The sequence below is a fragment of the Caulobacter sp. 05L422 genome (assembly GCF_056397765.1).
On sequence record NZ_JBFTOB010000009.1, the window covers coordinates 1 to 24,687 of the forward strand.

Annotated in this window: 17 protein-coding genes; 8 read left to right on the plus strand and 9 right to left on the minus strand. The window is 70.3% G+C overall.

The window, feature by feature from the left end; translation table 11 throughout:
• Nucleotides 1-81: 81 nt before the first annotated feature.
• From AC1DMQ_RS10040 to AC1DMQ_RS10055, 4 genes are all read left to right on the plus strand, one after another.
• The gene (locus AC1DMQ_RS10040; protein ID WP_477033418.1) at nt 82-8,580 is read left to right on the plus strand and encodes a hypothetical protein; all 8,499 of its coding nucleotides are present in this window, start codon (nt 82-84) and stop codon (nt 8,578-8,580) included.
• Nucleotides 8,581-8,732: 152 nt separating this feature from the next.
• A complete protein-coding gene (locus AC1DMQ_RS10045) occupies nt 8,733-9,485 on the plus strand; it encodes a phosphocholine cytidylyltransferase family protein (RefSeq protein ID WP_477033419.1) in 753 nt (250 codons plus the stop codon).
• A gap of 360 nt (nt 9,486-9,845) precedes the next feature.
• A complete protein-coding gene (locus tag AC1DMQ_RS10050; RefSeq protein ID WP_477033420.1) occupies nt 9,846-12,149 on the plus strand; it encodes a TonB-dependent receptor in 2,304 nt (767 codons plus the stop codon).
• A 272-nt stretch (nt 12,150-12,421) separates the two neighbouring features.
• Nucleotides 12,422-12,862 carry a hypothetical protein gene (locus AC1DMQ_RS10055; protein WP_477033421.1) on the plus strand — a complete coding sequence of 147 codons (441 nt, stop codon included), beginning with the start codon at nt 12,422-12,424 and terminating at the stop codon, nt 12,860-12,862.
• A gap of 4 nt (nt 12,863-12,866) precedes the next feature.
• Here the strand turns inward: AC1DMQ_RS10055 and AC1DMQ_RS10060 are convergent, their stop codons facing one another.
• Genes AC1DMQ_RS10060 through AC1DMQ_RS10080 form a run of 5 tightly spaced genes read right to left on the minus strand, consistent with a single transcriptional unit; the run spans nt 12,867 to nt 17,527 of the window.
• Nucleotides 12,867-13,628, minus strand: a complete 762-nt coding sequence (locus AC1DMQ_RS10060) for a nucleotidyltransferase family protein (RefSeq protein WP_477033422.1) — start codon at nt 13,626-13,628, stop codon at nt 12,867-12,869.
• 4 nt (nt 13,629-13,632) lie between these two features.
• Entirely contained in the window at nt 13,633-14,799 is a 1,167-nt protein-coding gene (locus AC1DMQ_RS10065) for a dATP pyrophosphohydrolase (protein WP_477033423.1), read from the minus strand.
• A complete protein-coding gene (locus AC1DMQ_RS10070; RefSeq protein WP_477033424.1) occupies nt 14,800-15,864 on the minus strand; it encodes an LptF/LptG family permease in 1,065 nt (354 codons plus the stop codon). It abuts the gene before it with no gap.
• The gene (locus tag AC1DMQ_RS10075) at nt 15,861-17,093 is read right to left on the minus strand and encodes an LptF/LptG family permease (RefSeq protein ID WP_477033425.1); all 1,233 of its coding nucleotides are present in this window, start codon (nt 17,091-17,093) and stop codon (nt 15,861-15,863) included. The genes AC1DMQ_RS10070 and AC1DMQ_RS10075 overlap by 4 nt, the downstream gene beginning before the upstream one ends.
• A complete protein-coding gene (locus AC1DMQ_RS10080) occupies nt 17,090-17,527 on the minus strand; it encodes an HIT family protein (RefSeq protein WP_477033426.1) in 438 nt (145 codons plus the stop codon). Before AC1DMQ_RS10080 ends, AC1DMQ_RS10075 begins: the two co-directional genes overlap by 4 nt.
• A 61-nt stretch (nt 17,528-17,588) precedes the next feature.
• On the opposite strand from AC1DMQ_RS10080, the gene AC1DMQ_RS10085 reads away from it, so the two are divergent.
• Nucleotides 17,589-18,104: a DUF2141 domain-containing protein gene (locus AC1DMQ_RS10085; protein WP_477033427.1), complete on the plus strand. Its 516-nt coding sequence runs from the start codon at nt 17,589-17,591 to the stop codon at nt 18,102-18,104.
• Here the strand turns inward: AC1DMQ_RS10085 and AC1DMQ_RS10090 are convergent.
• On the minus strand, nt 18,101-19,012 hold the full coding sequence (locus tag AC1DMQ_RS10090) for a metallophosphoesterase family protein (RefSeq protein WP_477033428.1): 912 nt from the start codon (nt 19,010-19,012) through the stop codon (nt 18,101-18,103). The two genes, AC1DMQ_RS10085 and AC1DMQ_RS10090, sit on opposite strands and share 4 nt — an antisense overlap.
• Before the next feature lie 156 nt (nt 19,013-19,168).
• Between AC1DMQ_RS10090 and AC1DMQ_RS10095 the strand changes: the two genes are divergently transcribed.
• From AC1DMQ_RS10095 to AC1DMQ_RS10105, 3 genes are read left to right on the plus strand one after another with little or no spacing between them, the layout of a single operon-like run.
• A complete protein-coding gene (locus AC1DMQ_RS10095) occupies nt 19,169-20,227 on the plus strand; it encodes a CDP-alcohol phosphatidyltransferase family protein (protein WP_477033429.1) in 1,059 nt (352 codons plus the stop codon).
• Nucleotides 20,227-21,144 carry a diacylglycerol/lipid kinase family protein gene (locus AC1DMQ_RS10100; protein WP_477033430.1) on the plus strand — a complete coding sequence of 306 codons (918 nt, stop codon included), beginning with the start codon at nt 20,227-20,229 and terminating at the stop codon, nt 21,142-21,144. Before AC1DMQ_RS10095 ends, AC1DMQ_RS10100 begins: the two co-directional genes overlap by 1 nt.
• On the plus strand, nt 21,141-22,067 hold the full coding sequence (locus AC1DMQ_RS10105) for a hypothetical protein (RefSeq protein ID WP_477033431.1): 927 nt from the start codon (nt 21,141-21,143) through the stop codon (nt 22,065-22,067). Before AC1DMQ_RS10100 ends, AC1DMQ_RS10105 begins: the two co-directional genes overlap by 4 nt.
• A gap of 102 nt (nt 22,068-22,169) precedes the next feature.
• On the opposite strand, the gene spt is transcribed toward AC1DMQ_RS10105, so the two are convergent.
• The 3 genes from spt to AC1DMQ_RS10120 form a co-directional block, all read right to left on the minus strand.
• Nucleotides 22,170-23,387 (minus strand): serine palmitoyltransferase, encoded by a 1,218-nt coding sequence (spt, locus tag AC1DMQ_RS10110; protein WP_477033432.1) that lies wholly within the window; start codon nt 23,385-23,387, stop codon nt 22,170-22,172.
• Between the two features lie 3 nt (nt 23,388-23,390).
• On the minus strand, nt 23,391-23,642 hold the full coding sequence (locus tag AC1DMQ_RS10115; RefSeq protein WP_477033433.1) for an acyl carrier protein: 252 nt from the start codon (nt 23,640-23,642) through the stop codon (nt 23,391-23,393).
• A gap of 79 nt (nt 23,643-23,721) precedes the next feature.
• A complete protein-coding gene (locus AC1DMQ_RS10120; protein ID WP_477033434.1) occupies nt 23,722-24,687 on the minus strand; it encodes an NAD-dependent epimerase/dehydratase family protein in 966 nt (321 codons plus the stop codon).

Sequence of the window (24,687 nt, forward strand, 5' to 3'; positions counted from 1 at the left end):
GCCTTGGGCGGCGGCGGCTCGGGCGGCGGCAACGGCGGCACGGTCGACGTATTCAACGACGGCGTCATCGAAACCTACGGCTTGGCCTCGATCGGCATGTTCGCCCAGAGCGTGGGCGGCAGCGGCGGCGTGGGCGGCGGGGCCGGCGGCCTGGTCGGCATCGGCGGCGGCGGCGGCTCGTCCGGCGACGGGGCGGCGGTGACCGCGACGAACGCGGGCCAGATCTACACCCACAACGACCTGGCGGCGGGCGTGTTCGCCCAGTCGATCGGCGGCGGCGGCGGCAACGGCGCGGGCGGCGGCGGCCTGGTCGGCGTCGGCGGCGACGGCGGCGCTTCGGGCAAGGGCGGAACCGTCACGGTGTCGAACACCGGCCTGGTGGAAACCGACGGCAAGTCGTCCCAGGCGGTGTTCGCCCAGAGCATCGGCGGCGGCGGCGGCAACGGCGCTGGGGCCGGCGGCCTGGTCGCGATCGGCGGCAAGGGCGGAGCGGGCGGCGACGGCGAGGCGGTCACGGTCACCAACGGCGGCGACCTGATCACCCACGGCTACGACTCCTACGCGGTCTTCGCCCAGAGCGTGGGCGGCGGCGGCGGCAACGGCGGCGGCGCGGGCGGCATGTTCGCGATCGGCGGCGGCGGGGCCGGCGGCGGCATCGGCGGCGTGGTCAAAGTCAGCAATCATGGAACGATCGTCACCGACCTCGACGGTTCGGGCGGCGTCTTCGCCCAGTCGGTCGGCGGCGGCGGCGGCAACGGCGGCGACTCCACCAGCGTGGGCCTGTTCGTCAACCTGTCGATCGGCGGCGACGGCGGCACGGCCAGCAAGGGCGGCGACGTCACGGTCATCAACGACGGCTCGATCGCCACCGGCGGCGACCGGGCCACGGCCATCTACGCCCAGAGCGTGGGCGGCGGCGGCGGCAACGGCGGCTTCGGGGCCGGCGGCGCGATCGGCGTCTATGGCGCGGTCAGCATCGGGGTCGGCGGCGACGGCGGCGCGGGCGGCGCGGGCGGGGTCGTCAACGTCACGGCCGACGGGACCCTGGTCACGACCGGCGACGACTCGCGCGGCGTGTTCGCCCAGAGCGTGGGCGGCGGCGGCGGCGACGGCGGCTACACGGTGGCGGCGGCCCTGGCGGTCGGCGACGTCGGGGCGGCTGCCGGCGCGATCTCGGTCGGCGGTTCGGGCGCCGGCGGCGGCGCGGGCGGCGACGTCACGGTCGGCCACACCACCGGCGTGAGCATCGACACCACGGGCGACCGGGCGGTCGGCATCTTCGCCCAGAGCGTGGGCGGCGGCGGCGGCAACGGCGGCTGGAGCGGCGCGATCGCGCTGGCGGCCTCGGGCGGCGCCAGCGCGTCGATCGGCGTGGCCGTGGGCGGCGAGGCCGCCGACGCCAGCAAGGGCGGCAAGGTCACGGTCGACACGGCCGGCGAAATCCATACCCGAGGCGTCGACGCCTCGGCGATCTACGCCCAGAGCGTGGGCGGCGGCGGCGGCACGGGCGGCTTCGCCCTGGCCGGGGCGCTGTCGGCCGGCTCGGCGGCCGGTTCGGCCTCGGTCGGGGTCGGCGGCAAGGGCGGCGGCGGCGGCGACGCCGACGAGGTCAAGGTGCTCAGCGTCACCGACATCGTCACCGAAGGCGACCGCTCGGCCGGGATCTTCGCCCAGGCGGTGGGCGGCGGCGGCGGCAGCGGCGGTTGGAGCGGCGCGGTGGCCGGGGCGGGCGGCGTGGCCGGCGGCTCGGTCGGCGTCTCGATCGGCGGCAGCGGCGACGTCGGCGGCAAGGGCGGCGTGGTCAGGGTCAACAGCGACGGCCAGATCGACACCTTCGGCGAGGACGCCACGGGCATCTTCGGCCAGAGCGTGGGCGGCGGCGGCGGCAGCGGCGGCTTCTCGCTGGCGGCGGCCATCGCGGGCGGCGAGGGCGCGCTGGCCGGTTCGGTCGGGGTCGGCGGCTCGGGCGCCGGCGGCGGCGACGCCGAGCTGGTCGAGATCGTGACCCGCGGCGACCTTCACACGCGCGGCGACCGGGCGGCGGGCGTGTTCGCCCAGTCGATCGGCGGCGGCGGCGGCAACGGCGGCTGGAGCGGCTCGCTGGCCGGGGCCGGCGGCGTTGGAGCCGGGGCGGTCGGCGTTTCGGTCGGCGGCTCGGCCGACGACGGCGGCGTCGGCAAGGACGCCTCGATCCTCAGCCGCGGCAATGTGATGACGGAAGGCGACGACGCGGCGGGCCTGATGGCCCAGTCGGTCGGCGGCGGCGGCGGCACGGGCGGCTTCTCGCTGGCGGCCGGCATCGCCGGCGGCGAGCTGGCGGGTTCGGCCTCGGTCGGGGTCGGCGGTTCGGGCGGCGGCGGCGGCAAGGCCGGCAAGGTCGACATCGACACCCAAGGCGACATCTACACGCAAGGCGAACGGTCCTCGGCCATCTACGCCCAGAGCGTGGGCGGCGGCGGCGGTTCGGGCGGTTGGACCGGCGCGCTGGGCATCGCCGGCGGGACCGGGGCCGGCACGGTGGCCGTCGGGGTCGGCGGCAGCGGCAACGTCGGCGGGGCCGGCGATACGGTCAAGGTGACCAGCGTCGGCGACCTCGAAACCGAGGGCGCGGACGCCCACGGGATCCTGGCGCAATCGATCGGCGGCGGCGGCGGCAGCGGCGGCTTCTCGCTGGCGGCCGGTGTGGCGGGCGGCGAGACGGCGGGGGCCGGTTCGGTCTCGGTCGGCGGTTCGGGCCTGGGCGGCGGCGACGGCGAGGCGGTGACCGTCTCGACCCTCGGAGACATCCGCACCCATGGCGACCGGTCGGCGGGCGTCTACGCCCAGTCGGTCGGCGGCGGCGGCGGCGACGGCGGCTGGAGCGGTTCGCTCGCCGTGGGCGCCGGCCAGACGGCGGGCGCGGTCGGCGTCAGCGTCGGCGGTTCGGCCGGGCTGGGCGGCGACGGCAAGAAGGTCGTGGTCGAGAGCGTCGGCATGGTGATCACCGAAGGCCATGACGCGGCGGGTCTGCTGGCCCAGAGCATCGGCGGCGGCGGCGGCACGGGCGGCTTCTCGCTGGCGGCCGGCGTCGGCGCGGGCCAGACGGCGGGCGCGGCCAGCGTCAGCGTCGGCGGCGGCGGCGGAGCGGGCGGCATTGGCGGCCGGGTCGAGGTCAGCAGCGAGGGCACGATCGTCACCGGCGGCGACCGCGCCTACGGCGTCCAGGCCCAGTCGATCGGCGGCGGCGGCGGCAGCGGCGGCTGGAGCGGTTCGCTCGCGGTCGGCGTGGGCCAGACCGGCGCGGCGGTCACGGTCGGGATCGGCGGCGGCGGCGGCGCGGGCAACGACGGCGGCGAGGTCGAGGTCGACGTCATCGACCTGATCCTGACCCTCGGCGACGACGCCACGGGCGTCCTGGCCCAATCGATCGGCGGCGGCGGCGGCAGCGGCGGGTTCTCGCTGGCGGCGGGCGCGGGCGTGGGCCAGACGTCCGGCTCGGGCAGCCTGACCGTCGGCGGCTTCGGCGGCTCGGCCGGCGATGGCAAGATCGTCACCGTCACCAGCCACGCGGACATCGGTACGATCGGCGATCGCGCCAACGGCATCCAGGCCCAGAGCATCGGCGGCGGCGGCGGTACGGGCGGCTGGACGGCCGCCCTGGCGGTCGGCGTGGGCCAGACCAGCGGCGCGGTCGGCGTCGGCATCGGCGGCTTCGGAGCCGGCGGCGGTGACGCCGGCGCGGTGACCGTCGACAGCTTCGGCCAGATCTACACCCTGGGCGACGACGCGGCGGGCGTCCTGGCCCAGGCGATCGGCGGCGGCGGCGGCAGCGGCGGCTTTTCGGTGGCGGCCGGCGGTGCGTCCGGCCAGAGCACCGGCGCGGGAACCCTGACCATCGGCGGCGGCGGCGGGATCGGCGGCGACGGCGCCGACGTGACCGTCCACAGCCACGACGTGATCTACACCCTCGGCGACCGAGCCTACGCGATCCAGGCCCAGAGCATCGGCGGCGGCGGCGGCAACGGCGGCTTCTCGGCCTCGGTGACGGCGGCCCTTTCGTCGGGCGCGCCCAAGGCGATCAGCGCCTCGATCGGCGGCTTCGGCGGCGCGGGCGGCGACGGCAAGGTCGTCACCGTCACCAGCGATGTCGGCGCCTCGACCTATGGCGAGGAAGCCCACGCCCTCTACGCCCAGAGCGTGGGCGGCGGCGGCGGCACGGGCGGCTTCTCGATCGCCGGGGCCCTGACGATGGGGACCAGCACGGTCGGCGTCTCGGCGGCCATCGGCGGCGCGGGCGGCGCGGCGGGCGAGGGCGGCGACGTCCACGTGACCACCGACGGCGTGACCACCACCGACGGCGCGCGCTCGTACGGCGTGTTCGCCCAGAGCGTGGGCGGCGGCGGCGGCGACGGCGGCTTCTCCGGCGCCCTGACCGGCGGCCTGGGCTCGACCGACAACATCGCCATCGGCGTGTCGATCGGTGGCTTCGGCGGCGCGGCGGGCAAGGCCGGCTATGTCGAGGTGACCAACAACGGCAAGGTCGGCACCCTGGGCGACGGCGCCACGGCCGTGTTCGCCCAGAGCGTGGGCGGCGGCGGCGGTTCGGGCGGCATGGCCGTTTCGGCGGCCCTGGGCGGCGCCAAGTCCAAGAACGTCTCGATCGCCCTGGGCGGTTCGGCCGGCGGCGGCGGCAAGGGCGGCGACGTCAAGGTCACCTCGACCGACCTGGTGGTCACGGAGGGCGACGACGCCATCGCGATCTTCGCCCAGAGCGTGGGCGGCGGCGGCGGGGCCGGCGGCGCGGCGGGCGCCCTGGCGGTGTCCGGCGGCGAGTCGACCAACCTGGCGATGAACATCGGCGGCTTCGGCGGCGCGGGTTCGGAGGGCGGTAACGTCACGGTCGTCAACAGCGGCGACGTCTTCACCTCCGGCGAGCAGTCGCACGGCATCTTCGCCGAGAGCATCGGCGGCGGCGGCGGTCATGGCGGCATGGCCGGCATCGACGAGAACCAGTGGTCCGACTACATGGCCGGCGGGGCCGGCACGGTCAGCCTGGGCTCCAACAGCAACAACATCTCGGTCGCCCTGGGCGGCCAGGGCGGGACGGGCGACAACGGCGGCGTGGTCAGGGTGACCAACAGCGGCGTCGTGGCCACCACAGGCGAGTCCCAGGCCAACGCCATCTACGCCCAGAGCATCGGCGGCGGCGGCGGCGACGCGGGCGTGGCCACGGCGGCGTCCGGCAGCTTCGGCCAGGGCAAGAACGGCACCTACGCCGTCGCCCTGGGCGGCTTCGGCGGCGAGGCCGGCAACGGCGGCCTGGTCCAGGTCAACAACAGCGGCTCGCTCAGCACGATCGGCGGCAACTCGACCGGCATCGTCGCCCAGAGCGTGGGCGGCGGCGGCGGCAGCGGCGGCGACGCTCGCGGCTTCTCGCTGGGCTTCGCCAAGAAGGCGGCCGGCACGACCAAGGCGACCTCGGTCAACGTCTCGATCGGCGGCCAGGGCGGCGCGGCCGGTGAGGGCGGCCAGGTCGACGTGATCAACAGCGGCCAGATCCTGACCGAGGGCGGCGACTCGCACGGCGTGTTCGCCCAGTCGGTGGGCGGCGGCGGTGGTCGCGGCGGCCTGATCTCGACCCAGGGCGAAGAGATCGTCACCTTCCTCGACCTGGCCAACAAGGGCGAGGCCAAGGGCGGCCAGATCGCCATCGGCGGTTCGGGCGCGGGCGGCGGCAATGGCGGCGCGGTCACCGTCGGCAACAGCGGCCTGATCTGGACCAAGGGCAAGGACGCCCACGGCGTGTTCGCCCAGAGCGTGGGCGGCGGCGGCGGCGACGGCGGCTCGGGCCTGGCCGGCGAGGTCAGCATCGGCGGCCAGGGCGGCGTGGCCGGCAACGGCGGCGCGGTCACCGTGACCAACAGCGGGACGATCGTCACCGAAGGGGCCCTGTCGCGCGGCGTGTTCGCCCAGAGCGTGGGCGGCGGCGGCGGCACCGGCGGCGCCACCGACTACGACGGTCCCGACACCTATTCTTACAGCGACGCCCTCTCCAAGACGATGGGCGAGGTCGGCAAGCTGACCGCCGCCAAGGACCTGATCGACTCGTTCAGCGAGCCGGCGTGGGGCATCAGCATCGGCGGCACGGGCGGTTCGGCCGGCAACGGCGGCACGGTCACGGTCGACAACAGCGGCGCGATCTACACCTCCGGCCGGCTGTCGCACGGCGTCATGGCCCAGTCGGTGGGCGGCGGCGGCGGCACGGGCGGCGAAGGGACGATCACCGGCGTCGGCCAGATCGTGTTCTCCGGCGTGGGCGGCAGCGCCGGCGACGGCGGCGACGTCATCGTCACCAACAGCGGCCTGATCCAGACCGAGGGCTTCGGCGCCTACGGGATCTTCGCCCAGAGCATCGGCGGCGGCGGCGGTGTGGCCGGCGACGTCTCGCTGGGCATCGCCTCGTGGGGCGACTTCAGCGCCTACGGCGGCGAGGACTACAGCGACTACGCCGACATGAGCATCAATCCGCTGGACGGCTACGGCGGCAACGGCGGCGACGTCACGGTGACCAACACCGGGAACATCGTGCTGCTGGGCGCGGGCTCGGTCGGCATCTTCGCCCAGTCGGTGGGCGGCGGCGGCGGCCTGTTCGGCAGCGGCCTGGGCCTGTCGTTCGCCGGTTCGCTGGGCGGCACGGGCGACGCGGGCACGGTCACCGTGATCCAGAACGGCAACATCTGGGCGGGCGGCCAGAACGGCATCGGGGCCTTCTTCCAGAGCCAGGCCGGCGACGTGCCGGCGGCCGGCTCGCACAGCCTGGCGGCTCCGGCCGCCCTTGGCGCCGCGGCGACCCCGACCTATGCGGCGGCCGACATCAACGCCACCCTGAACGGCGACGTCCACGGCGGCTCGGTCTACGGCAAGGGCGTGTTCGTCGACGGCGGCAAGAACAACGTCATCACCCTGAACGGCGTGGTGACGGCGGACTCGAACCTGGCGATCCTGGCGACCACCGGCAACGACACGATCATCAGCAACAAGGGCGTGGTCGGCAACGTCGACCTGGGTCGCGGGACGAACGCCTTCCGCAACACGGCGACCTCGACCCTGCTGACGCTGGACTATGTGAAGCTGAACGGCGGCCTGCTGACCAATGACGGCGTGCTGACGCCGGGCGGCAACGGCCTGGTGCAGGTCTCCAGCGTCGAAGGCGACTTCAAGCAGACCGGGACCGGCGTGTTCTTGGCCGACCTGGACCTGGGCAAGACGGGCAAGGCCGGCGAGATCGACCGCCTGGACATCACCGGCTCGCTGGACCTGAAGGGCAAGTTCGTCCTGCAGATCGCCGACCCCGGCCACATCCTGCCGGGCGACCACACGGCCTCGATCCTCAACGGTTCGGGCGTGGTCACGGCCTCGGGCCTGCAACTGGTGGCCCCGGTCTCGTCGATCGCCATGTTCGAGCTGAAGACCACGGCCGACGACCTGAACCTGCACTATGTGGTCGACTTCTCGCCGGCCGGGTTCAACGCCAACCGCACGTCCATCGGCGACCACATCAACAACATCCAGCTGGCCGGCAGCACCAACGCCTTCGCGCCGGTGGCGGCCGAACTGTTCTGGGAACCCTCGCAGACAAAGCTGGCCAACTACTACGACAGCTTCAGCGCAGAGACCTACGCGGCCCAGGTGGCGGTGACCAACTTCGCCATCGCCGGCTTCACGGACTCGATGATGACCTGTCCGACGACGCCGGGGCAGGGCGAGGCCGACAGCTGCGTGTGGGCCAAGGCCGGCGGGCGGCAACTGAAGCTGGACCCCACGGCGCAGGACATGGCGTACAAGGAGCGTTCGACCGGTCTGTCGGGCGGCTTCGAGAACGCCATCGGCCCGCACTGGCGGTTCGGCGCGGCCGCCTCGGCCGAGAGCCTGCGGACCGGCATCCCGACCCGCACCCAGGGCGACGGCGACCGCTATCAGTTCGGCGCGGTGGTCAAGGCCGCCGACGGTCCGGCGACGATGGCCATGGCCTTCACCGCCGGTTCGAGCTCGGTGGACACCCGTCGCGCCGTGCTGCTGCCTTCGGGCCTGCGCATGGCGGAAGCCAAGCAGCGCCAGACGTTCCAGGCGATCACCATCCGGGCGGGCTACCGCTTCGGCGACGACAAGGCCTACGCCAAGCCGATCGCCGAGATCAACCACGCCCGGATCTCGACCGACGCCTTCGCCGAAAAGGGCGCCGGCGCGCTGAACCTGGTGGCGCCCAAGCAGGCCGACCAGTCCACGCGTGTCAGCGCCAAGCTGGAGTTGGGCGGCGAGTTCATGCAGGGCGTCACGGCGATCCGGCCCTATGCCCGGATCGGCGCCAGCCACATGCTGTCGGGCCGCGCGCCGCAGTTCACCACCGCGTTCGAAAGCGCCGCGCCGGTGGCGGGCTCGTTCGATGTGGCGGGGCGGCTGGACAAGACCACGGCCGACGCGGAACTGGGCTTGTCGCTGGTCAACGCCAAGGGAGCCAGCGCCAGGGTCAACTGGACGGGTCAGTTTGGCGAGCGGGTCAGCAACCAGGCCCTGGCGGTGAAGTTCACGCTGCCGTTCTAGGGGAGGAGGGCCGCGCTTGCGCCAGTGCGGCTAAACTTGATACTTCGCACCCTGAAGCGACGGGGCGGGCTTGTTGGCCCGCCCCGTCGTCGCTATTTCGCGCTCTTCGTATTCCCCGTTCCTTGCTTCCCCAGACAGACGAGACCACGCCCGTGGCGAAACCGGCCAAAGCCATCATCCTCAGCGCCGGCCAGGGCAAGCGCCTGTCGCCGCTCACCGACACGCGTCCCAAGTGCCTGGTCGAGCTTTCGGGCCGCACCGTGCTGCACTGGCAGCTCAAGCACCTGGCCGAGGCGGGGATCACCGAGGCGGTGGTGGTGACCGGCTTCGCCGCCGACACGGTTGAAACCGAGGTCGCCGGCCTGCACATCCCGGGCCTCAAGGTCCGCACCCTGTTCAACCCGTTCTACGCCCTGACCGACAACCTGGCGACCTGCTGGCTGGCGCGCGGCGAGATGCGCGGCGACTTCCTGCTGCTGAACGGCGACACCCTGTTCGAGAAGGCCATCGCCGAGACCCTGATCGCCGCCCCGTCGGCCCCGATCACCGTCACCATCGATCGCAAGGCCGCCGGCTACGACGCCGACGACATGAAGGTGCTGACCGAAGGCCTCAGCCTGCGCGCCATCGGCAAGACCATCGACCAGTACGACGCCGAGTCGATCGGCTTCCTGAAGTTCGACCCCGAGGGCGCGGCGCTGTTCACCCGCATCGTCGAGCAGGCCCTGCGCACGCCGGAAGGCCTCAAGCGCTGGTACCTCAGCGTCATCAACCAGATCGCCCAAGAACACGACGTGGTCCGCACCCAATCGATCGAGGGCCTGGAATGGGCCGAGATGGACTTCCCCGAGGACCTGCCGGGCAATCGCGCCCTGGCGGCCAAGTGGGTCGCGGCGGGCGAGTAGGCTCCTGGATCCTTCTCCCCTTGCGGGAGAAGGTGTCGGCGCAGCCGACGGATGAGGGGTCTCTCAGAACTGTCCGCCGTGCGCGGCTGAGTCTCTCGTCAACCCCTCACCCGACCCGCTTCGCGGGCCACCCTCTCCCACAAGGGGAGAGGGAAGGCGCCGTCTTGCCCTCGTTGCCAACTATCTAGCCACCTGACCGCTCGGCGCTTCTGTCACCGCCGTGTCATGCAACATGCCTATAGGCCGCAGGCCCGCGACGAAGTAAGCGGGGTCTTACAAGCGGCGGCGGAATCAACGACCGGCGCTTTCGTCTCTCTCTTGTCGGTTCAGCTTTTCCAGTCACGGATGTGGTGGGGTTCAATGTCTCGTTTCAACGCTCGTAAAGGCGCGCTCCTGCTGAGCGCCGGCCTCTCCGCCTTGGCCTTCGCCAACACGGCCCTCGCCCAGGAGGCGTCCTCGACGGCCTTGGACGAGATCGTGGTCACGGCCGAGCGCCGGTCGGAAAACCTGCAGAAGGTGCCGGTCTCGGTGGCCGTGGTCGGCGGCGACCAACTGCGCGCCATCAATGGCGACGGCAGCGACATCCTGGCCCTGTCGGGCAAGGTGCCCAGCTTCTACGCCGAGACCACCACGGGCCGTATCTTCCCGCGCTTCTACATCCGCGGCCTGGGCAACATCGACTTCTATCTCGGCGCCTCGCAGCCGGTGTCGATCATCCACGACGACGTCATCCTCGAGCACGTGGTGCTGAAGTCGAACCCGCTGTTCGACATCAAGCAGGTTGAAGTGCTGCGCGGCCCGCAAGGCTCGCTGTTCGGCCGCAACACCACCGCCGGCATCGTCAAGTTCGACACCAACAAGCCGACCCAGACCCTGGAAGGCCGCGCCAGCGCCTCGTACGGCACCTACGGCACGACCACCTTCGACGGCGGCATCGGCGGCCCGATCGTGGCCGACAAGCTGGCCTTCCGCGTCTCGGCGCTCTACCAGCACCGCGACGACTATGTCGACAACACCTTCGCCGGCGCCAGCGCCGACGGCACCGTCACCCCGCAGAAGAACGCCATGGGCGGCTTCGACGAGAAGGACGTGCGGCTCCAGCTGCTGGCCACCCCGACCGATCAGCTGACGGTCCTGGCCTCGGCCCACGCCCGCAACTACGAGGGCACCTCGACCCTGTTCCTGCGCCAGGCGCTGAAGAAGGGCTCGAACAGCTCTTCGGCTCCGCGCGACAGCGTCGCCTTCGACGAGGCGGCCAACAACCCGCAGGCCTACGACACCCAGGGCGCGTCGCTGAACATCGCCTACGACCTGGGCCCGGTGACCCTGACCTCGATCAGCGCCTATGAGACCACCGCCGGCTACAGCCGCGGCGACACCGACGGCGGCGCGGCCGCCAACTATCCGGTCGGCGGCGCGCCCAACGGCTTCGGCCAATCGATGGGCCAGATCCGCGACCTTGACCAGCTGACCCAGGAAATCCGCCTGGCCAGCAACGGCGACGACCGCCTGAAGTGGCAGGTCGGCGCGCTGTACTTCGACTCGCGCGACACGACCGACTTCTACCAGCGCGCCTATTTCCTGAAGCCCGGGACCACCGGCTACAACCCCAACAACTGGGTGCGGCTGAACAACCTCAACACCTCGTGGGCGGTGTTCGGCCAGGTCAGCTACAAGCTGACCGACGCCCTGACGATCACCGGCGGCCTGCGCGACACCTACGACGCCAAGAAGACCAAGCTGGTCAAGACGGCCAACACCGCCGCCAACGCCGTCACCTACACCGGCCGTCGCTATGTGCGCCTGTCGGACGAGCAGGTCAGCTGGGACCTCTCGGCCAACTATGAAGTGAACCCCGACCTGAACCTCTATGCCCGCGCGGCCAAGGGTTTCCGCGGCCCGACCATCCAGGGCCGCTCGGCGGTGTTCAACAGCGACTTCACGACCGCCAATTCCGAAACGATCCTGTCGTGGGAAGCCGGCTTCAAGAGCACGCTGCTGGACAACACCCTGCGCCTGAACGCCTCGGCCTTCACCTACGAGGTCAAGGACATCCAGCTGAACGGCAACGACTCCAACGGCAACGGCGTGCTGTTCAACGCCGACAAGGCCAAGGCCTACGGCCTGGAAGCCGACGCCGAGTGGCGCCCGATCGCCAACCTGACCCTGACGGCCGGCCTCAGCCTGCTGCACAGCGAGATCGACGACAAGCGCGTCTACGCCCAGGTCTGCGCCCTCAACGGCGTGGTGGTCTGCACGGTCAAGAACCCGACGATCGTCGTCGCGGGGCCGTTCGGCGCCAACACCTTCGCCCAGATCGACGGCCAGCCGCTGCCCAACGCGCCGAAGTACAACTTCAGCTTCACGGGCCGCTATGACGTGCCGGTGGGCGCGGACGGCAAGCTGTTCGTCGCCACGGACTGGAACGTCCAGGGCTATACGAACTTCGTGCTCTACGACACCGACGAGTTCTACTCGAAGGACAACTTCGAGGGCGGTTTGAAGCTCGGCTACGAGGGCAACAACGGTGGTTATGAAGTGGCCCTGTTCGGTCGCAACATCACCAACGAGAAGAACCTCAAGGGCGTGATCGAGAACTACATGGCGGCCGTCTACAATGAGCCGCGCATCGTCGGGATCTCGGTCAGCGCCAAGCTGCGATAGTCCGCACCGAGACGTTTTTCGAGGTTCCAGGACCCCGTCGCCGTCGCCGCTTCCCGCGGCGTTCGGCGGCGGGGTTTTTCGCGCCTGCAACGGCAGCGCTTGTCATGGTTGCGTTCGTTCCTAGACCCAATCAGGGATTGCGTCGACTCCCAGGTTCGGTCAGGTTTGCGACAGGACGCTCCTCGTGGATGGCTCAGTTCGCGTCGGAAAGTCGCGACGATGGCGTCCTGCTCGAAAATCAAAGTCTTCAACGACACGAGAGGGAGCGACCAATGTCACTGAGAGTCCACGGCATGCCCATGGGTGGCGGCGACCCGCCATCGGTTCCGACAGCGCCCGACGGATGGGCCACCAGACTGGCCAAGCTGATTCCGGCCGAGGCCCTGGGTCTCTACGGCGCGGCCGCCGGCGTCCTGCCGCTGATGCCGGACAACACGACCTTGCGCCTGGTGCTGCTGATCATTCTCGCCTGCATCTGTCTCGCGGTCTCGATCGTCGTTCGCTACAAGAGCACCTCCCTGGCGACAGGCAGTCCCCAGGTCTGGGCGATCATCATCTCGGCGGGGTCGTTCGTGATCTGGCTGATGGCGTTGGGCGTTCCGAACTCGCCGATCCCGATTCCGCAGAATCTCGCCTTCATCCCGACCCTCATAGCGGTGGTCTGGACGACGCTGATCGGGTTCTTCTACCGCGGCGACACCGGCGAAAGCTGAGGGGTCACCCCTCGACGATCGACCTCACCAGGTCCAGGTCGGCCGGCTTGTCGACGTCCACCGCCGCCAAGCCGTGCCGGGCCCTGACCGCCGACGCCCTGACCCCCGCCAGGCGGCCGATCCGCGCCACCATCTCGTCCAGGGTCATCAGGCCCAGCAGGTAGCGGACCAGCATCACTGGCCCGAACAGGGCCGCGATCTTCCACGGCTGCTTGCGGTGCTTCTCGACCGTGCGCCACAGGTCGATGGCCTTCAGCGACGCCGGGGTCTTCAGATAGAACAGGTTGCAGCCCGAATAGCGGCCGTCGCGGAACGCCAGATAGGTGCGCTTGGTGGTCGGAGCGGCGGCCTGGACCAAGTGCTCCTCGCCCAGCAGGATGGCGATGTCGGCGTCGGCCGGGGTGTCGGCCATGAAGTCGGTCACCCAGTCCGGCTGAAGCAGGGCGTGGTCGACCGTGGTCACCAGCAGCGGCGTGCCCATGGCCGTCGCGCCCTCGTGGACGCTCTGGCTGGGACCAGCGGCCGACGGCAGGCGCGACAGCGTCGCCCGGGTCTTCTGCGCCTCCAGGGCCGCTTGCAGGGCCTTGTCGTTGGTCGAGACCGCGATGCGCTCGGCGCCGGCCTGGTCCAGCGCGGTCAGCACCCGCGTCAGCAGGGTCTGGCCGCCCAGGACGATCAGGCCCTTCTGGCTGACGCCGGCGTAGTCGGCGACGGGATCGACCCCGCCGCGCGAGCCGGCCAGCACGAGGGCCTGGAACGCCGCCACGCCTCTAGAGCGCCTTCTCGTAGATGCGGTAGGTCTTGTAGATCTCCGCGCCCATCGCCTCGGAGATCCGGCGCATCGGCGTGTTGTCCTCCAGGATCCACGAGAACTCGAACTTGTCGTAGCCCAGGGCCAGGCCGGCGTCGCGGCCGGCGTTCATCAGGTGGAACGGCACGACCTGGCCGCGCAGGGTGTCGGCGAACTTGCGCTTGAGACCCATCAGCGGGATGCGGATCGACTTCACCCGCTTGACCTTCAGCCGCCACAGCAGCTTGGCCCATCCGAACGGCAGCAGCTTGCCGTTCAGGCCCTCGATGGCCTCGTTGACGTTGGGCAGCAGCACGATGAAGCCGGCCGGCTCGCCGTCGATCTCGGAGAACAGGATCAGGCGCTTGTCGAGCACGTCCTTCAGCGACTTGCCCAGCTGGGCGGTCTCGGCCTCGGTGGTGGGCACGAAGCCCCAGTTGCCGGACCAGGCGTCGTTGAGGATGTCGGTCAGGGCTTTGACCTCCTCGTCGTAGCGGCTCATGTCCAGCTCGCGCAGGGTCACCCCTTCGGGCAGGCCGCGCTTGACGCGGCGCACCACCACGGCGGGCAGGGCGGCTCGGGGATCGCAGACATAGGCGTAGACGTCCTTGGCCTTGACGTAGCCCTGCGCCTCGACGCGCGCGGCGGTGTAGCGGGGGTCGTGGCCCATCATCACCATCGGCTTGGTGTCGAAGCCGTCGACCAGCAGGCCGACCTCCTCGTTGATCGACAGGTTGAACGGCCCCAGGGCCCGGTTGCAGCCGCGGGCCTTCAGCCAGTCCTCGGCGGTGCGGAACAGCAGCGAGAAGATGGCCGGATCGTCCTCGGCGGCGATCATGCCGAAGTTGCCGGTCTTGGCGTTGGCTTCCTTGGCGTCGCCTTCCTCGGTGGCCAGGTGGTCGATCTGGGCGCTGATCCGGCCCACGTCGCGACCGCCGCGCACGGCCAGCCACATCTGGACGTCGGCGTGCTGGAAGAACGGGTTGGTCGCCGGCGTCAGGGCCGCCATCCGCTCGTACATCAGCGGCACGACCCAGTTGGGGTCCTTGGCGTTCAGCCGGTTGGCCAGGTTCACGAACCGCTTCAGCTCGGCCTTGGAGGCGACGGGGACGATCGTGAGATCGGAATCAACGGTGTCGAACGGCATTCAGCCCTCCAAAACAACAAGCGCGTAGATCGCGAGGGCCGCGAAGATGACCGGGCCGCCCCAGACGGCCAGGATGGGTGAGAGCGAGCCGCCTTCGCCGAGCGCCGACAGCAGGCCGTTGACGACCAGGAAGATCAGGCCGGACGCCAGGCCGCCGGTCAGCAGCATCGCGCCTTGGCCGCTGCGGAAATTGGCCAGGGCGACCGGCGCGCTGAGCAGCAGCATCACCAGCGACACGATCGGTCCGGCGAAGGCGCCCAACAGGCGGGTCTCGTAGAAGGTGGCCGGACGGTCGCCGCCGCCGTTCAGCAACGCCCGACGGGCCGTGGCGGCGGTCGGGACGGGACTGTCGGCGAACAGCGCCTGGACGTCCTGGCGGTGCAGGGGCGAGGGCCAGCTCATCTTGGCGGCCGGCACGACATTGACCTGCTCGCCGTTGAACCGGACGATCACGGGGTTGATCAGGGTCCAGCCGTTGGCGTGGGCATAGCTGGCCGACGGCGCCTCGATGCGTTCGATCAGCCGGCCGGTCTTGTCGCGCCGATAGATCTTCACCGCGTTCAGCACCCTGCCGTCGGCCGAGGCTCCGGCGGCGATCACCAGGTCGTCGCCGGCCCGAAAGCTGCGCGGACCTGGAACCTTGCGGTCGGCGACCGGCGTGGTGGCCTGCCACCAGTCGGCCAGCACCGGGTCGGTGCGCGGGGCGATCAGCTGGGCGCAGCTGAAATCGACGGCCATCACCACGAAGGCCACCGGCAGGGCCATGCCGACGATGCGGTAGGCCGAGATGCCGGTGGCGCGCATGGCGATGATCGCGCTCTCGCGGGCCAGCTGCGAGAAGGCGAACAGGCCGCCGGCCAGGGTGGCGATCGGAGCGACCTGCTCGATCAGGCGCGGCGAGCGCATGGCGGCGTAGTACAGCACCCCGGCCGTGCCCAGGCCCCGGTCGAGGATGTCGGTGGTCACTTCCAGCAGGTCGAGGATCTGCAGGATCGAGAACAGGATCAGGGCCGCGCCGAGCACGCGCGTGCCGACCGTGCGCAGGACGTAGAGCTGGATCTTCATGCTTCGGCCTGCTCGAACTTGTCCCGGAACATGCGGCGGAAGCGCTTGATGCCCACGCCGAACCTGCGGATCAGCTCGGTGACCGGGGTCTGGCCGGGCCGCTTGCGGCTGCCGACGAACATCCAGACGCTCAAGGCCGTGAAGATCAGCCACGGCGTTCCGATGGCCGCCAGCGGCATGGCCTTGCCAGATTCCGCCAGGCTCTGGCCCAGCTGCAGGCTGTGCTGGAAGGCCAGCAGCAGGACGCCGGCGATGATCAGGCCGGGCGTGCGGTTGCCGCGCTTGGCGGCCAGTCCCAGCGGGAAGGCCAGCAGGGGCAGGAAGGGCAGGAACAGAGCCCGGGCCAGACGTCCGTAGAGCTCGGCCAGCAGGGTGGCGCGGGGCACGATCGGATTGGGCATGTCGGCCTGGCGGGCCAGCTCGCCCAGGGTCAGCTCGCGCTCGTCGCCGCCGCGGCTGCGCAGCAGGGCGGCCGCGCCGGCCAGGGGCACGTTGGTGGTGAACTGGTCGAAGATCAGGGTGCGGTACTGGCCGCGGGCGTCGACGCCGATCCGCTGGCCCTTGCGCAGCAGCATGGTGACGTTCTTGCCGTCGGCGTCGGCCCGCAGGTCGGCGGTGGCGGCGGTGATCACTTCCTCATGGCCGGCGGCGTCCATCCGGCGGATGAACACCCGCGTCAGCTGCTGCCCGGCCGCGTCGGCGCCGTCGGCGGTCATCAGCAGCTTGGGCTGGTCGATGAAGGACCCGCCGTTCAGCTTGCCGTTCCAGCCGGCGTTGATCGCCTCGTGCATCACGGCCCGATAGGCGTAGCGGCTGTAGGGCTGCATGTAGCCGAAGACGATCAGGCTGAAGACCATCAGGAACACGCCGACGCAGACGAACGGCGCGGCCACGCGGGTCAGGGATTGGCCGCTGGCCAGCAGGGCGTCGATCTCCGACCCGTCGCTGAGCTTGGTGATGACGATGAACAGCGCCACGAAGAACGCCACGGGCAGGGCCAGGCCCAGATAGTGCGGCACCAGGTTGGCGGCCAGCGAGGTGACGTAGCCGAAGCGGGCGCTGCTCTGCGACAGCACGTCCAGCAGCCGCAGGACGCGCTCCAGCAGCAGGGCGATCACCGTCACGCCCAGGCAGCCGACGATCGGCCAGGCCAGCATGCGCAGCAGGTAGGCGTCGATCAGCCGGAAACGCGACGTGCCGTGCGGCGTGGGGATGGGCTTCTTCTTCACGCCGCGGACCAGACCTGGGCCAGGGTCTTGGCCAGGCGCTCGGCGGCGTCCAGGTCCAGGTCGACCGTCGATCCCAGCGCGGGAACGGCGGGCCAGCCGGCGTCGTTGAACACCTGGCCTTCATGCTCACGGTTCCCGGCGTAGCGCGGGATCACGTGGAAATGCACGTCCTTGTCGACCATCATCAGCATCAGGTAGTTGATCTTCTCGTATGCGACCACCTTGCTCAGCATGCGCTCGACGCCTTCGGTGGCCGTCTTGAGATCGGCGAAGGCGGCGGGACTCAGCTGGGAGAAGGCTTCAGCCGACTCCTTGCATACCAGCACCAATGACCCAAATGTCGGTTGTTTGGGACGCACCAGGACCAGCCAGCTTTCGGTTTCGGCCACCTTGGTGCGCGGGAAACCGAAGTTCTCAGCGGTGGGATTGGTCATGTCGGCCTCGCCTCGGGGCGTTCGCCGCCGTCGCTCATACAATAGGGACGCCGTCTTTTGCATGGAAGTACGATCCGCGTTGTTCGCTTCGGTTCTGGTCCTTTTCGCCATCATGGCCGGACCGACGTCGGCGGATGATTCCGCGAGCGGGGAGGGCGCGGCCGTCGCCAGCAACCACAGGCCGTGCGAGGGGCGGCCGAGCAACACCCGGCTGATCGTCCAGGTGGGCCGCCTGAGGTCGAACCAGGGCGAGGTTGCGGTGACCGTCTATCCGTCCGATCCCCGGCGCTTCCTGGCCCCGCACGGCAAGCTCCTGCGGGTGCGGGCCAAGGCCGGCGCGCCGGTGACGGAAGCCTGTTTCTATCTTCCCAAGCCCGACGCCTATGCGGTGGCCGTCTATCACGACGCCAACGCCAACCGGGACTTCGACCGCAACGCCGTGGGCCTGCCCGTCGAAGGCTTCGCCTTCTCCAACGACGCGCCCAGCAAGGTCGGCCTGCCGACGTTCGCGGACGCGCGCTTCACCGCCAAGCCCGGCGACACGGTCCTGCGGGTGCGGATGCGCTACGGGCGCTAGAGCGCCGGGCGGCCGGCCTGGGTCAGGACGTAGCGGCCCAGTTCGCCGGGCTGGCCGGTCTTCGTGTCCAGGCCGCGCGCCACGACCTTCACCTCGACGCCGCCGTCGGCCCGCCGGTCGATCTCGACGCCGTGCCAGCGCGCCGCCGGATGGCCCAGCTGGCCGACGGCCGAGGCCGAGGGCACGCCCAGCACCGGGATCATCGCGCCGTCCGGACCCGGCGCCGTCGCCACCATCGCCTCGTGGGCGTGGCCGTGCAGGACCAGGTCGGCGCCGTGGCGGGCCAGCAGGGCGCGCAGGGCGTCCTGGTCCTCCAGCGACTTGCGCTTGGACACCGCGCCGGGGATGGGCGGGTGGTGGATCAGCAGCACCCGGAACGCGTCGCGATAGGCCGGGTCGCCCAGCAGGGCTTCCAGGCGGTCCAACTGCGCCTGGCCCAGCCGGCCGGTGGCCAGGTGGGGGGCGGTCGGCACGGCCGAGCACAGGTTGAACAACGCCACGCCGTCGCGCACCCGCACCTGCGGGAAGGCGGTCCCGCCGTCGTCGCCCAACCAGGGCGTCCAGATGGCGAACGGCTCGCCCGGCGATTCGACCAGGGCGTCGTGATTGCCGGGGCTGACGGTGATCTCCCGCGCGGGACCCAGGGCCTCGAGCCAGACCCGGGCGGCCTCGTGCTCGGCGGGCGAGGCGTAGTTGGTCAGGTCACCGGTGATGGCGATGTGGTCGGGCGCGTGCGCCTTGAGGTCGGCGACGATCGCGGCCAGCACCTCGGGCCGGTGCTCGCGGTGCTTGCGTCGCCAGGCGATCCGGCTCAGCAGGCGTTTGGACAGCAGGTCCCGCCAACCGAACGCCCCCTCCGGCGGCGGCAGGTGGAGATCCGAGAGGTGTGCTAAGCGGAATATCGACAAGTTTGGTTCACGGATTCTGGCGGAAGAGGCCGAAGCTGCTTATCAATCGCCCCAGGTTTCAAGGGGTTGTCTATCGTGAGCGTGGAAAATCATCCAAATGAGGCCGCCGGCCCGTCCGCCGTCACGGTCGGACAGCTGAAAACGCGCCTCTGGGGGATGAGCTCCGCCGAGCGCCTGTCGCGCATTTATCGCCGTTTGGGCCTGGTCGAGGCCGGTCCCGAGACGGTCTTCGTCGCCGGCGACGTCGTCGTGGTCGATGCGGGCTGGGTGTTCGACGAATCGCTGATCAAGGCCCTGGCCGGTCGGCCCGACGTGGCGCTGGTCGACGAGGCCGGACGCGTGGTCGCCGTCAACGTCCCCGCCGCCCAGGCCCGCGAGGCGATCGTGCGCCTCGACACCGGCGAGGACGTCACCGCCCTGGCCACCACCCGCCTGACGGCGCTGGAACTGGGCTCGGCCTACAATAGCGCCCTGCGCAAGCGCGAGCCGCCGGTGCTGGAGCGCCTGACGCCCGAGACCCGCGTGGCGGTCGAGAAGCGCCTGTTCCAGGGCTCGTACAAGGGCGTCACCGACCTGGTGACCAAGTACGTCTGGCCCACGCCCGCCCGGATCGTCACCCGCTGGTGCGCCCTGGCCAGGATGACCCCCAACCAGGTGACCCTGATCGGCTTCGTCGGGGTGCTGGCGGCCTTCTGGCTGTTCTGGATCGGCGAGTTCGGCTGGGGCCTGGTCTGCGCCTGGATCATGACCTTCCTCGACACGGTCGACGGCAAGCTGGCCCGGGTGACCCTGACCTCGTCCAAGTGGGGCAACGTCTTCGACCACGGCATCGACCTGGTCCATCCGCCGTTCTGGTGGTGGGCCTGGTACGTCGGCGTCGGCGCAGTGGGCCTTGCCATGCCCCACGGCGAGGCGGCGCTGGCCGTCATCGTCGCCGGCTATGTGCTGCAGCGGGTCGAGGAGGGGATCTTCCTGGCCCTGTTCAAGGTCGAGATGCACGCCTGGCGGCCGTTCGACAGCTTCTTCCGGCTGATCACCGCCCGCCGCAACCCCAACCTGATCTTCCTGACCCTTGCGGTTCTGGTCGGGCGTCCCGACATCGGGTTCCTGGCGGTGGCGGTCTGGACGGCGATCTGCCTGGTCGTGCACGCCGCGCAGATCCTTCAAGCCCTGGCGACCCCGAAGGGGGCCGTCGTTTCCTGGTTGTCGCGCTGATGCGTGTAGGCGTCGTCCGCAATCCGATGAGTCACGCCAATATCGGGCGGACAGATGACGAGTCGACGCCCGACGCCGTGCTGCTGGTCGAGCCGGCCACGCCCGAGGCGCTGGAGCAGGACCTCCAGGCCTTCGCCCAGTGCGGCGTGACCCTGCTGGTCATCGACGGCGGCGACGGCACGATCCGCGATGTGCTCAGCCGGGCGGCGCCGATCTTCGGCTCGGCCATGCCGCTGATCGCCCTGATCCCGTCGGGCAAGACCAATGTCCTGGCCATCGACCTGGGCGTGCCGCGCGACTGGACCCTGGCCAAGGCCATGGCCGCAGCCAAATCCGGAAACGCCGTGATCAAGCACCGCGCGCCGCTCGAGGTGCGCTGGGACGACGGGCGGCCCAGCCTGCTGGGCTTCGTGTTCGGCCTGGGGGCCTTCGTGCGCGCCACCAACCTGGCCCACAGCGTCCACAAGATGGGCGCGTTCCACAGCATCTCGGTCGGCATGAGCGTGCTGGGGGCTCTGGTGGGAACGGTGATGGGCGGCAAGCGCGATCAGTGGCGGGCTGGCGTGCCGATGTGCCTGGCCATCGACGGCGAGGAAAAGCGCACCGCCGAGCGGTTCCTGGTTCTGGCCACCACGCTCAAGCGGCTGCCGTTGGGCGTCAAGCCGTTCGGTCCGCCGCGCGAGGGGCTCAAGTTCCTGGACGTCGACGCGCCGCCCCAGCGGCTGCCGGGCGCGTTCCCGGCCCTGCTGGCCGGCAAGGATTCCGCCTGGTCGCCGCGCTACGGCTATCGGCGCGGCGACGCCTCGAAGCTGCGCATCACCACCGACCAGCCGCTGGTGGTCGACGGCGACGTCTATGACGGGGCGGGCGGGCTGACCGTGGTCCTGGCTCCCACCCTGAGGTTCCTGGCGGCATGACCGGGACCGTCGCCAGCCTGGTGGGGGAGGAGCTGCTGGCTCCCGCCCCGCCGCAGGCCGTGAGCCTGGCGGCCAAGCTGCTCGATCGCTTCGAGGCGCCGCTGGCGGTGCTGTTCTACGGCTCGATCCTGCGCACCGGCGACCTGGACGGCGTCCTGGACTTCTACGTGCTGACCGAGCGTGTCGGTCCGGGCCTGCGCGGCCTGGCCACGCGTCTGTTGTGGCCCGACGTGAGCTATCACGAGCTGGAGGTGGACGGTCAGGTGCTGCGGGCCAAGGTCGCGACCATGACCCTGGCCCAGTTCCAGGCGGCGACGCGCGGGCAGGGGATCGACACCACCATCTGGGCCCGCTTCGTCCAGCCCGCCGGCCTGGTGTGGAGCGCCACTCCAGCGATCGCCGAGCAGGTGGTCGGGGCCGTGGCCGACGCGGCCCGCACGGCCGCCCGCTTCGCCGCCGCCCTGGGCCCCGCGGAGGGAACGCCGGAGGCCTATTGGTCGGCGCTGTTCAAGGAAACCTACGCGGCCGAATTCCGGGTCGAGAAGGGCGGGCGCGAGCGCTCGATCCTGGGCTTCGACGTCGCCCGCTACCATCGCCTGCTGGTCGCCTGCTGGCATGAGGAGGGGTTTCTGGACATCGAGGTCGCCGGCCAGGTGCGGCCCGCGCTGAGCCAGGCCGACCGCAAGCGCATCCAGGCCGCCTGGCGGCTGCGTCGCCGCATGGGCCGGCCCCTGAACTACGCCCGCCTGATCAAGGCGGCGTTCACCTTCGACGGGGCGGCGCGTTACGCGGCCTGGAAGATCGAGCGCCATACCGGCATGCCGGTGGCCCTGACGCCGTGGCGTGAGCGTCATCCGGTGCTGGCCGCGCCGGGTGTGCTGTGGCGGCTCTGGCGGCAGCGCCAAGGCAAGGCGAAAGTTTAGGCCGGCGCCGGGGACATGCCCTTGCGGCTTGTCCCCGGCTCCAAAAGAAAAGGCCCGAGGTTTCCCTCGGGCCTTTCGCTTGTCGGTGATGTCAGTCCGGCCTTAGGCCGAGACGCGCTTCAGCGGGGCTTCGATCAGGCCCATGGCCGCGCCGATCTCGGCGAACACGGCCAGCACCTGGTCGATCTGCTGTTCGCTGTGCGCGGCGCTGACGCTGGTGCGCAGCAGCGGACGGCTGTCCGGCGTGGCGGGCGGCAGGGCCAGGTTCAGATAGACGCCGTTCTGCAGCAGGGCGTTCCACATGCCGATCGCGCGTTCGGTGTCGGGCATGGTGATCGCCACGATCGGGCTGGAGGTCGGGCCGGTGATGTAGCCCATGCCCGACAGGCCGTCGTACAGGCGACGGGCGTTGGCCATCAGCTTGTGACGCAGCTCGGGCTGTTCCTCCAGGCGGCGCAGGGCGGTCACGGTCGAGGAGACCACGGCCGGCGGCAGCGAGGCGGTGAACATGTACGGACGGCAGGTGACGCGCATGACGTCGAAGTCGTCCATATCCGAGACGCAGAAGCCGCCGATGGCGCCCAGGCTCTTGGAGAAGGTGCCGACCACGAAGTCGACGTCCTCTTCGACGCCGGCCAGTTCGGCCAGGCCGCGGCCGTGCTCGCCCAGCACGCCCATCGAGTGGGCTTCGTCGACCAGCAGGTAGCCGCCCAGCTCGCGCTTCACGGCGGCGATTTCCTTGAGCGGCGCGGTGTCGCCGATCATCGAATAGATGCCTTCGACGACGATCAGGCGTTCACCGGGAACGTCCTTCATGCGGCGCAGGCGCTTGTACAGGTCTTCCGGATCGTTGTGGCGGAAGCGGATGACCTCGGCATGGCCCAGGCGCGCGCCGTCGTAGATCGAGGCGTGGCTGTCGGCGTCCAGGATCAGGTGGTCGCCGCGGCCGACCAGCGTCGACAGCACGCCCAGATTGGCCTGGTAGCCGGTGGTGAACACCATGGCGTGCTTGCGCTTGTAGAACTTGGCCAGGGCCTCTTCGAGCTCGACGTGGGCTTCGAAGCTGCCGTTGGCGATGCGGGAACCGGTGGTGCCGGTGCCGCGTTCCTGGACGGCCTTGACCGAGGAGGCGATCGCCTGCTCGTCGAAGGTCAGGCCCAGATAGTTGTTGGTGCCCAGCAGGATCGTGCGTTTGCCGTTGATCACGCCTTCAGTCGGCGAGACGACGGCGTCGAAGCGCACGCTGAAGGGATCGGCGCCGGCTTGCCGGATCGCGTTGTAAGCGTCGCGATACGCGAGGTGCTTGTCGAACAGCCCCATGGCTTAGGCCCTATTCCGAAGGTCTTTAATCAGGGACGCAAGGTCTCCGGCGGTTTCCACCGAAGCCAGGCGATCCAGAGGAATGGAGATGTCGAAGGTGTCTTCGAGCTCCATGATGATGTTCATCAAGGCCAAGGAATCGACGGCCAGATCGCGGCCGATATGGGTATCGTTCGTCACATCGACCGAGCGCCCGAGCACTTTGCCCGTAGCCAAGCCGATTTCACGCAAAGTGAGATCCGTAACAGCTTCCATCGACGCGACGATATCCCCGACCAATGTCCTACATAACCGAATTGTAACAGCCGTCTCGACAGAAAATCGCCGTATTCGGCTACTTTCGAGACTTTTTATCCTTCAACCAACCTTCCGAACGATACCAGCGCACGCTTTGCGCGAATCCCGCTTCGAGAGGGTATCTCACTGGGGGAAAGTCCGGAATCGGATCGTTGCTAGATAGGGCCCAATCGCCGTGAAGCAACTCCCGAGCCTTGCCCGGTGTGAGAATTGAGTCTTTCCCGGTGGCGATTGCCGCCCATTTTGACAAAATCGCCAAAGCCTTGATCGCTCCCGAAGGGATCCGGACCAGCCTTGGCGACGCGCCGACCGCTTTGGACGCGGTCTGCATGAGTTCGACCCAGCCATACCCCTCCGGACGGTCGTCGGACAAGCTGAGCAGCCCGGGGCGCGGCGTTTTGACCAAGTGGGCGATACGCTCGGCGGCGTCGTCGGCGTGGATCCAGGCCATGCGGGTTTTTGGGCTCAAAACCGGCAAAAAAGCCGATTTTGAAGCCATTTCGAACAGTCTGAGCGTCTCGATGTCGCCTGGGCCGTAGATGGCCGGGGGCCTGACAATGGTCAGATCACCACCAAAAATCTCGCGCGCTGCGTCTTCTCCGCCACGTTTGCTTGCGGCGTAATCGGACAGTTGAGGCTCGCGCGCGGCCAGGCTGGAGACCAGGATGAGTCGCGCGCCGGCCGCCTTGGCCGCCAGGGCGACCTGCCGCGAGCCCTCGACATTGGCCCGGTCGAACGCCGCCCGGTCCCGCGCCTTGATCAGGCCGGCCACGTGGACGACCGCCTCGGCGCCCTCGCAGAGCGCGGCCAGGGCGCGGGCGTTGGCCAGGTCGCCGATCACCAGCTGGGGTTCGAAACCCTTCCACGCGGGGTCGGCGATGTCGCGCCGGGCCAGGATGCGGACCGTCCAGCCTTGTTCGGCGAGAACCTTGACCAGCCGACGGCCCAGGAAGCCCGTGGCGCCGGTGACGGCGACCACAGGCCCTTTCCGGGCCGTGTCCAT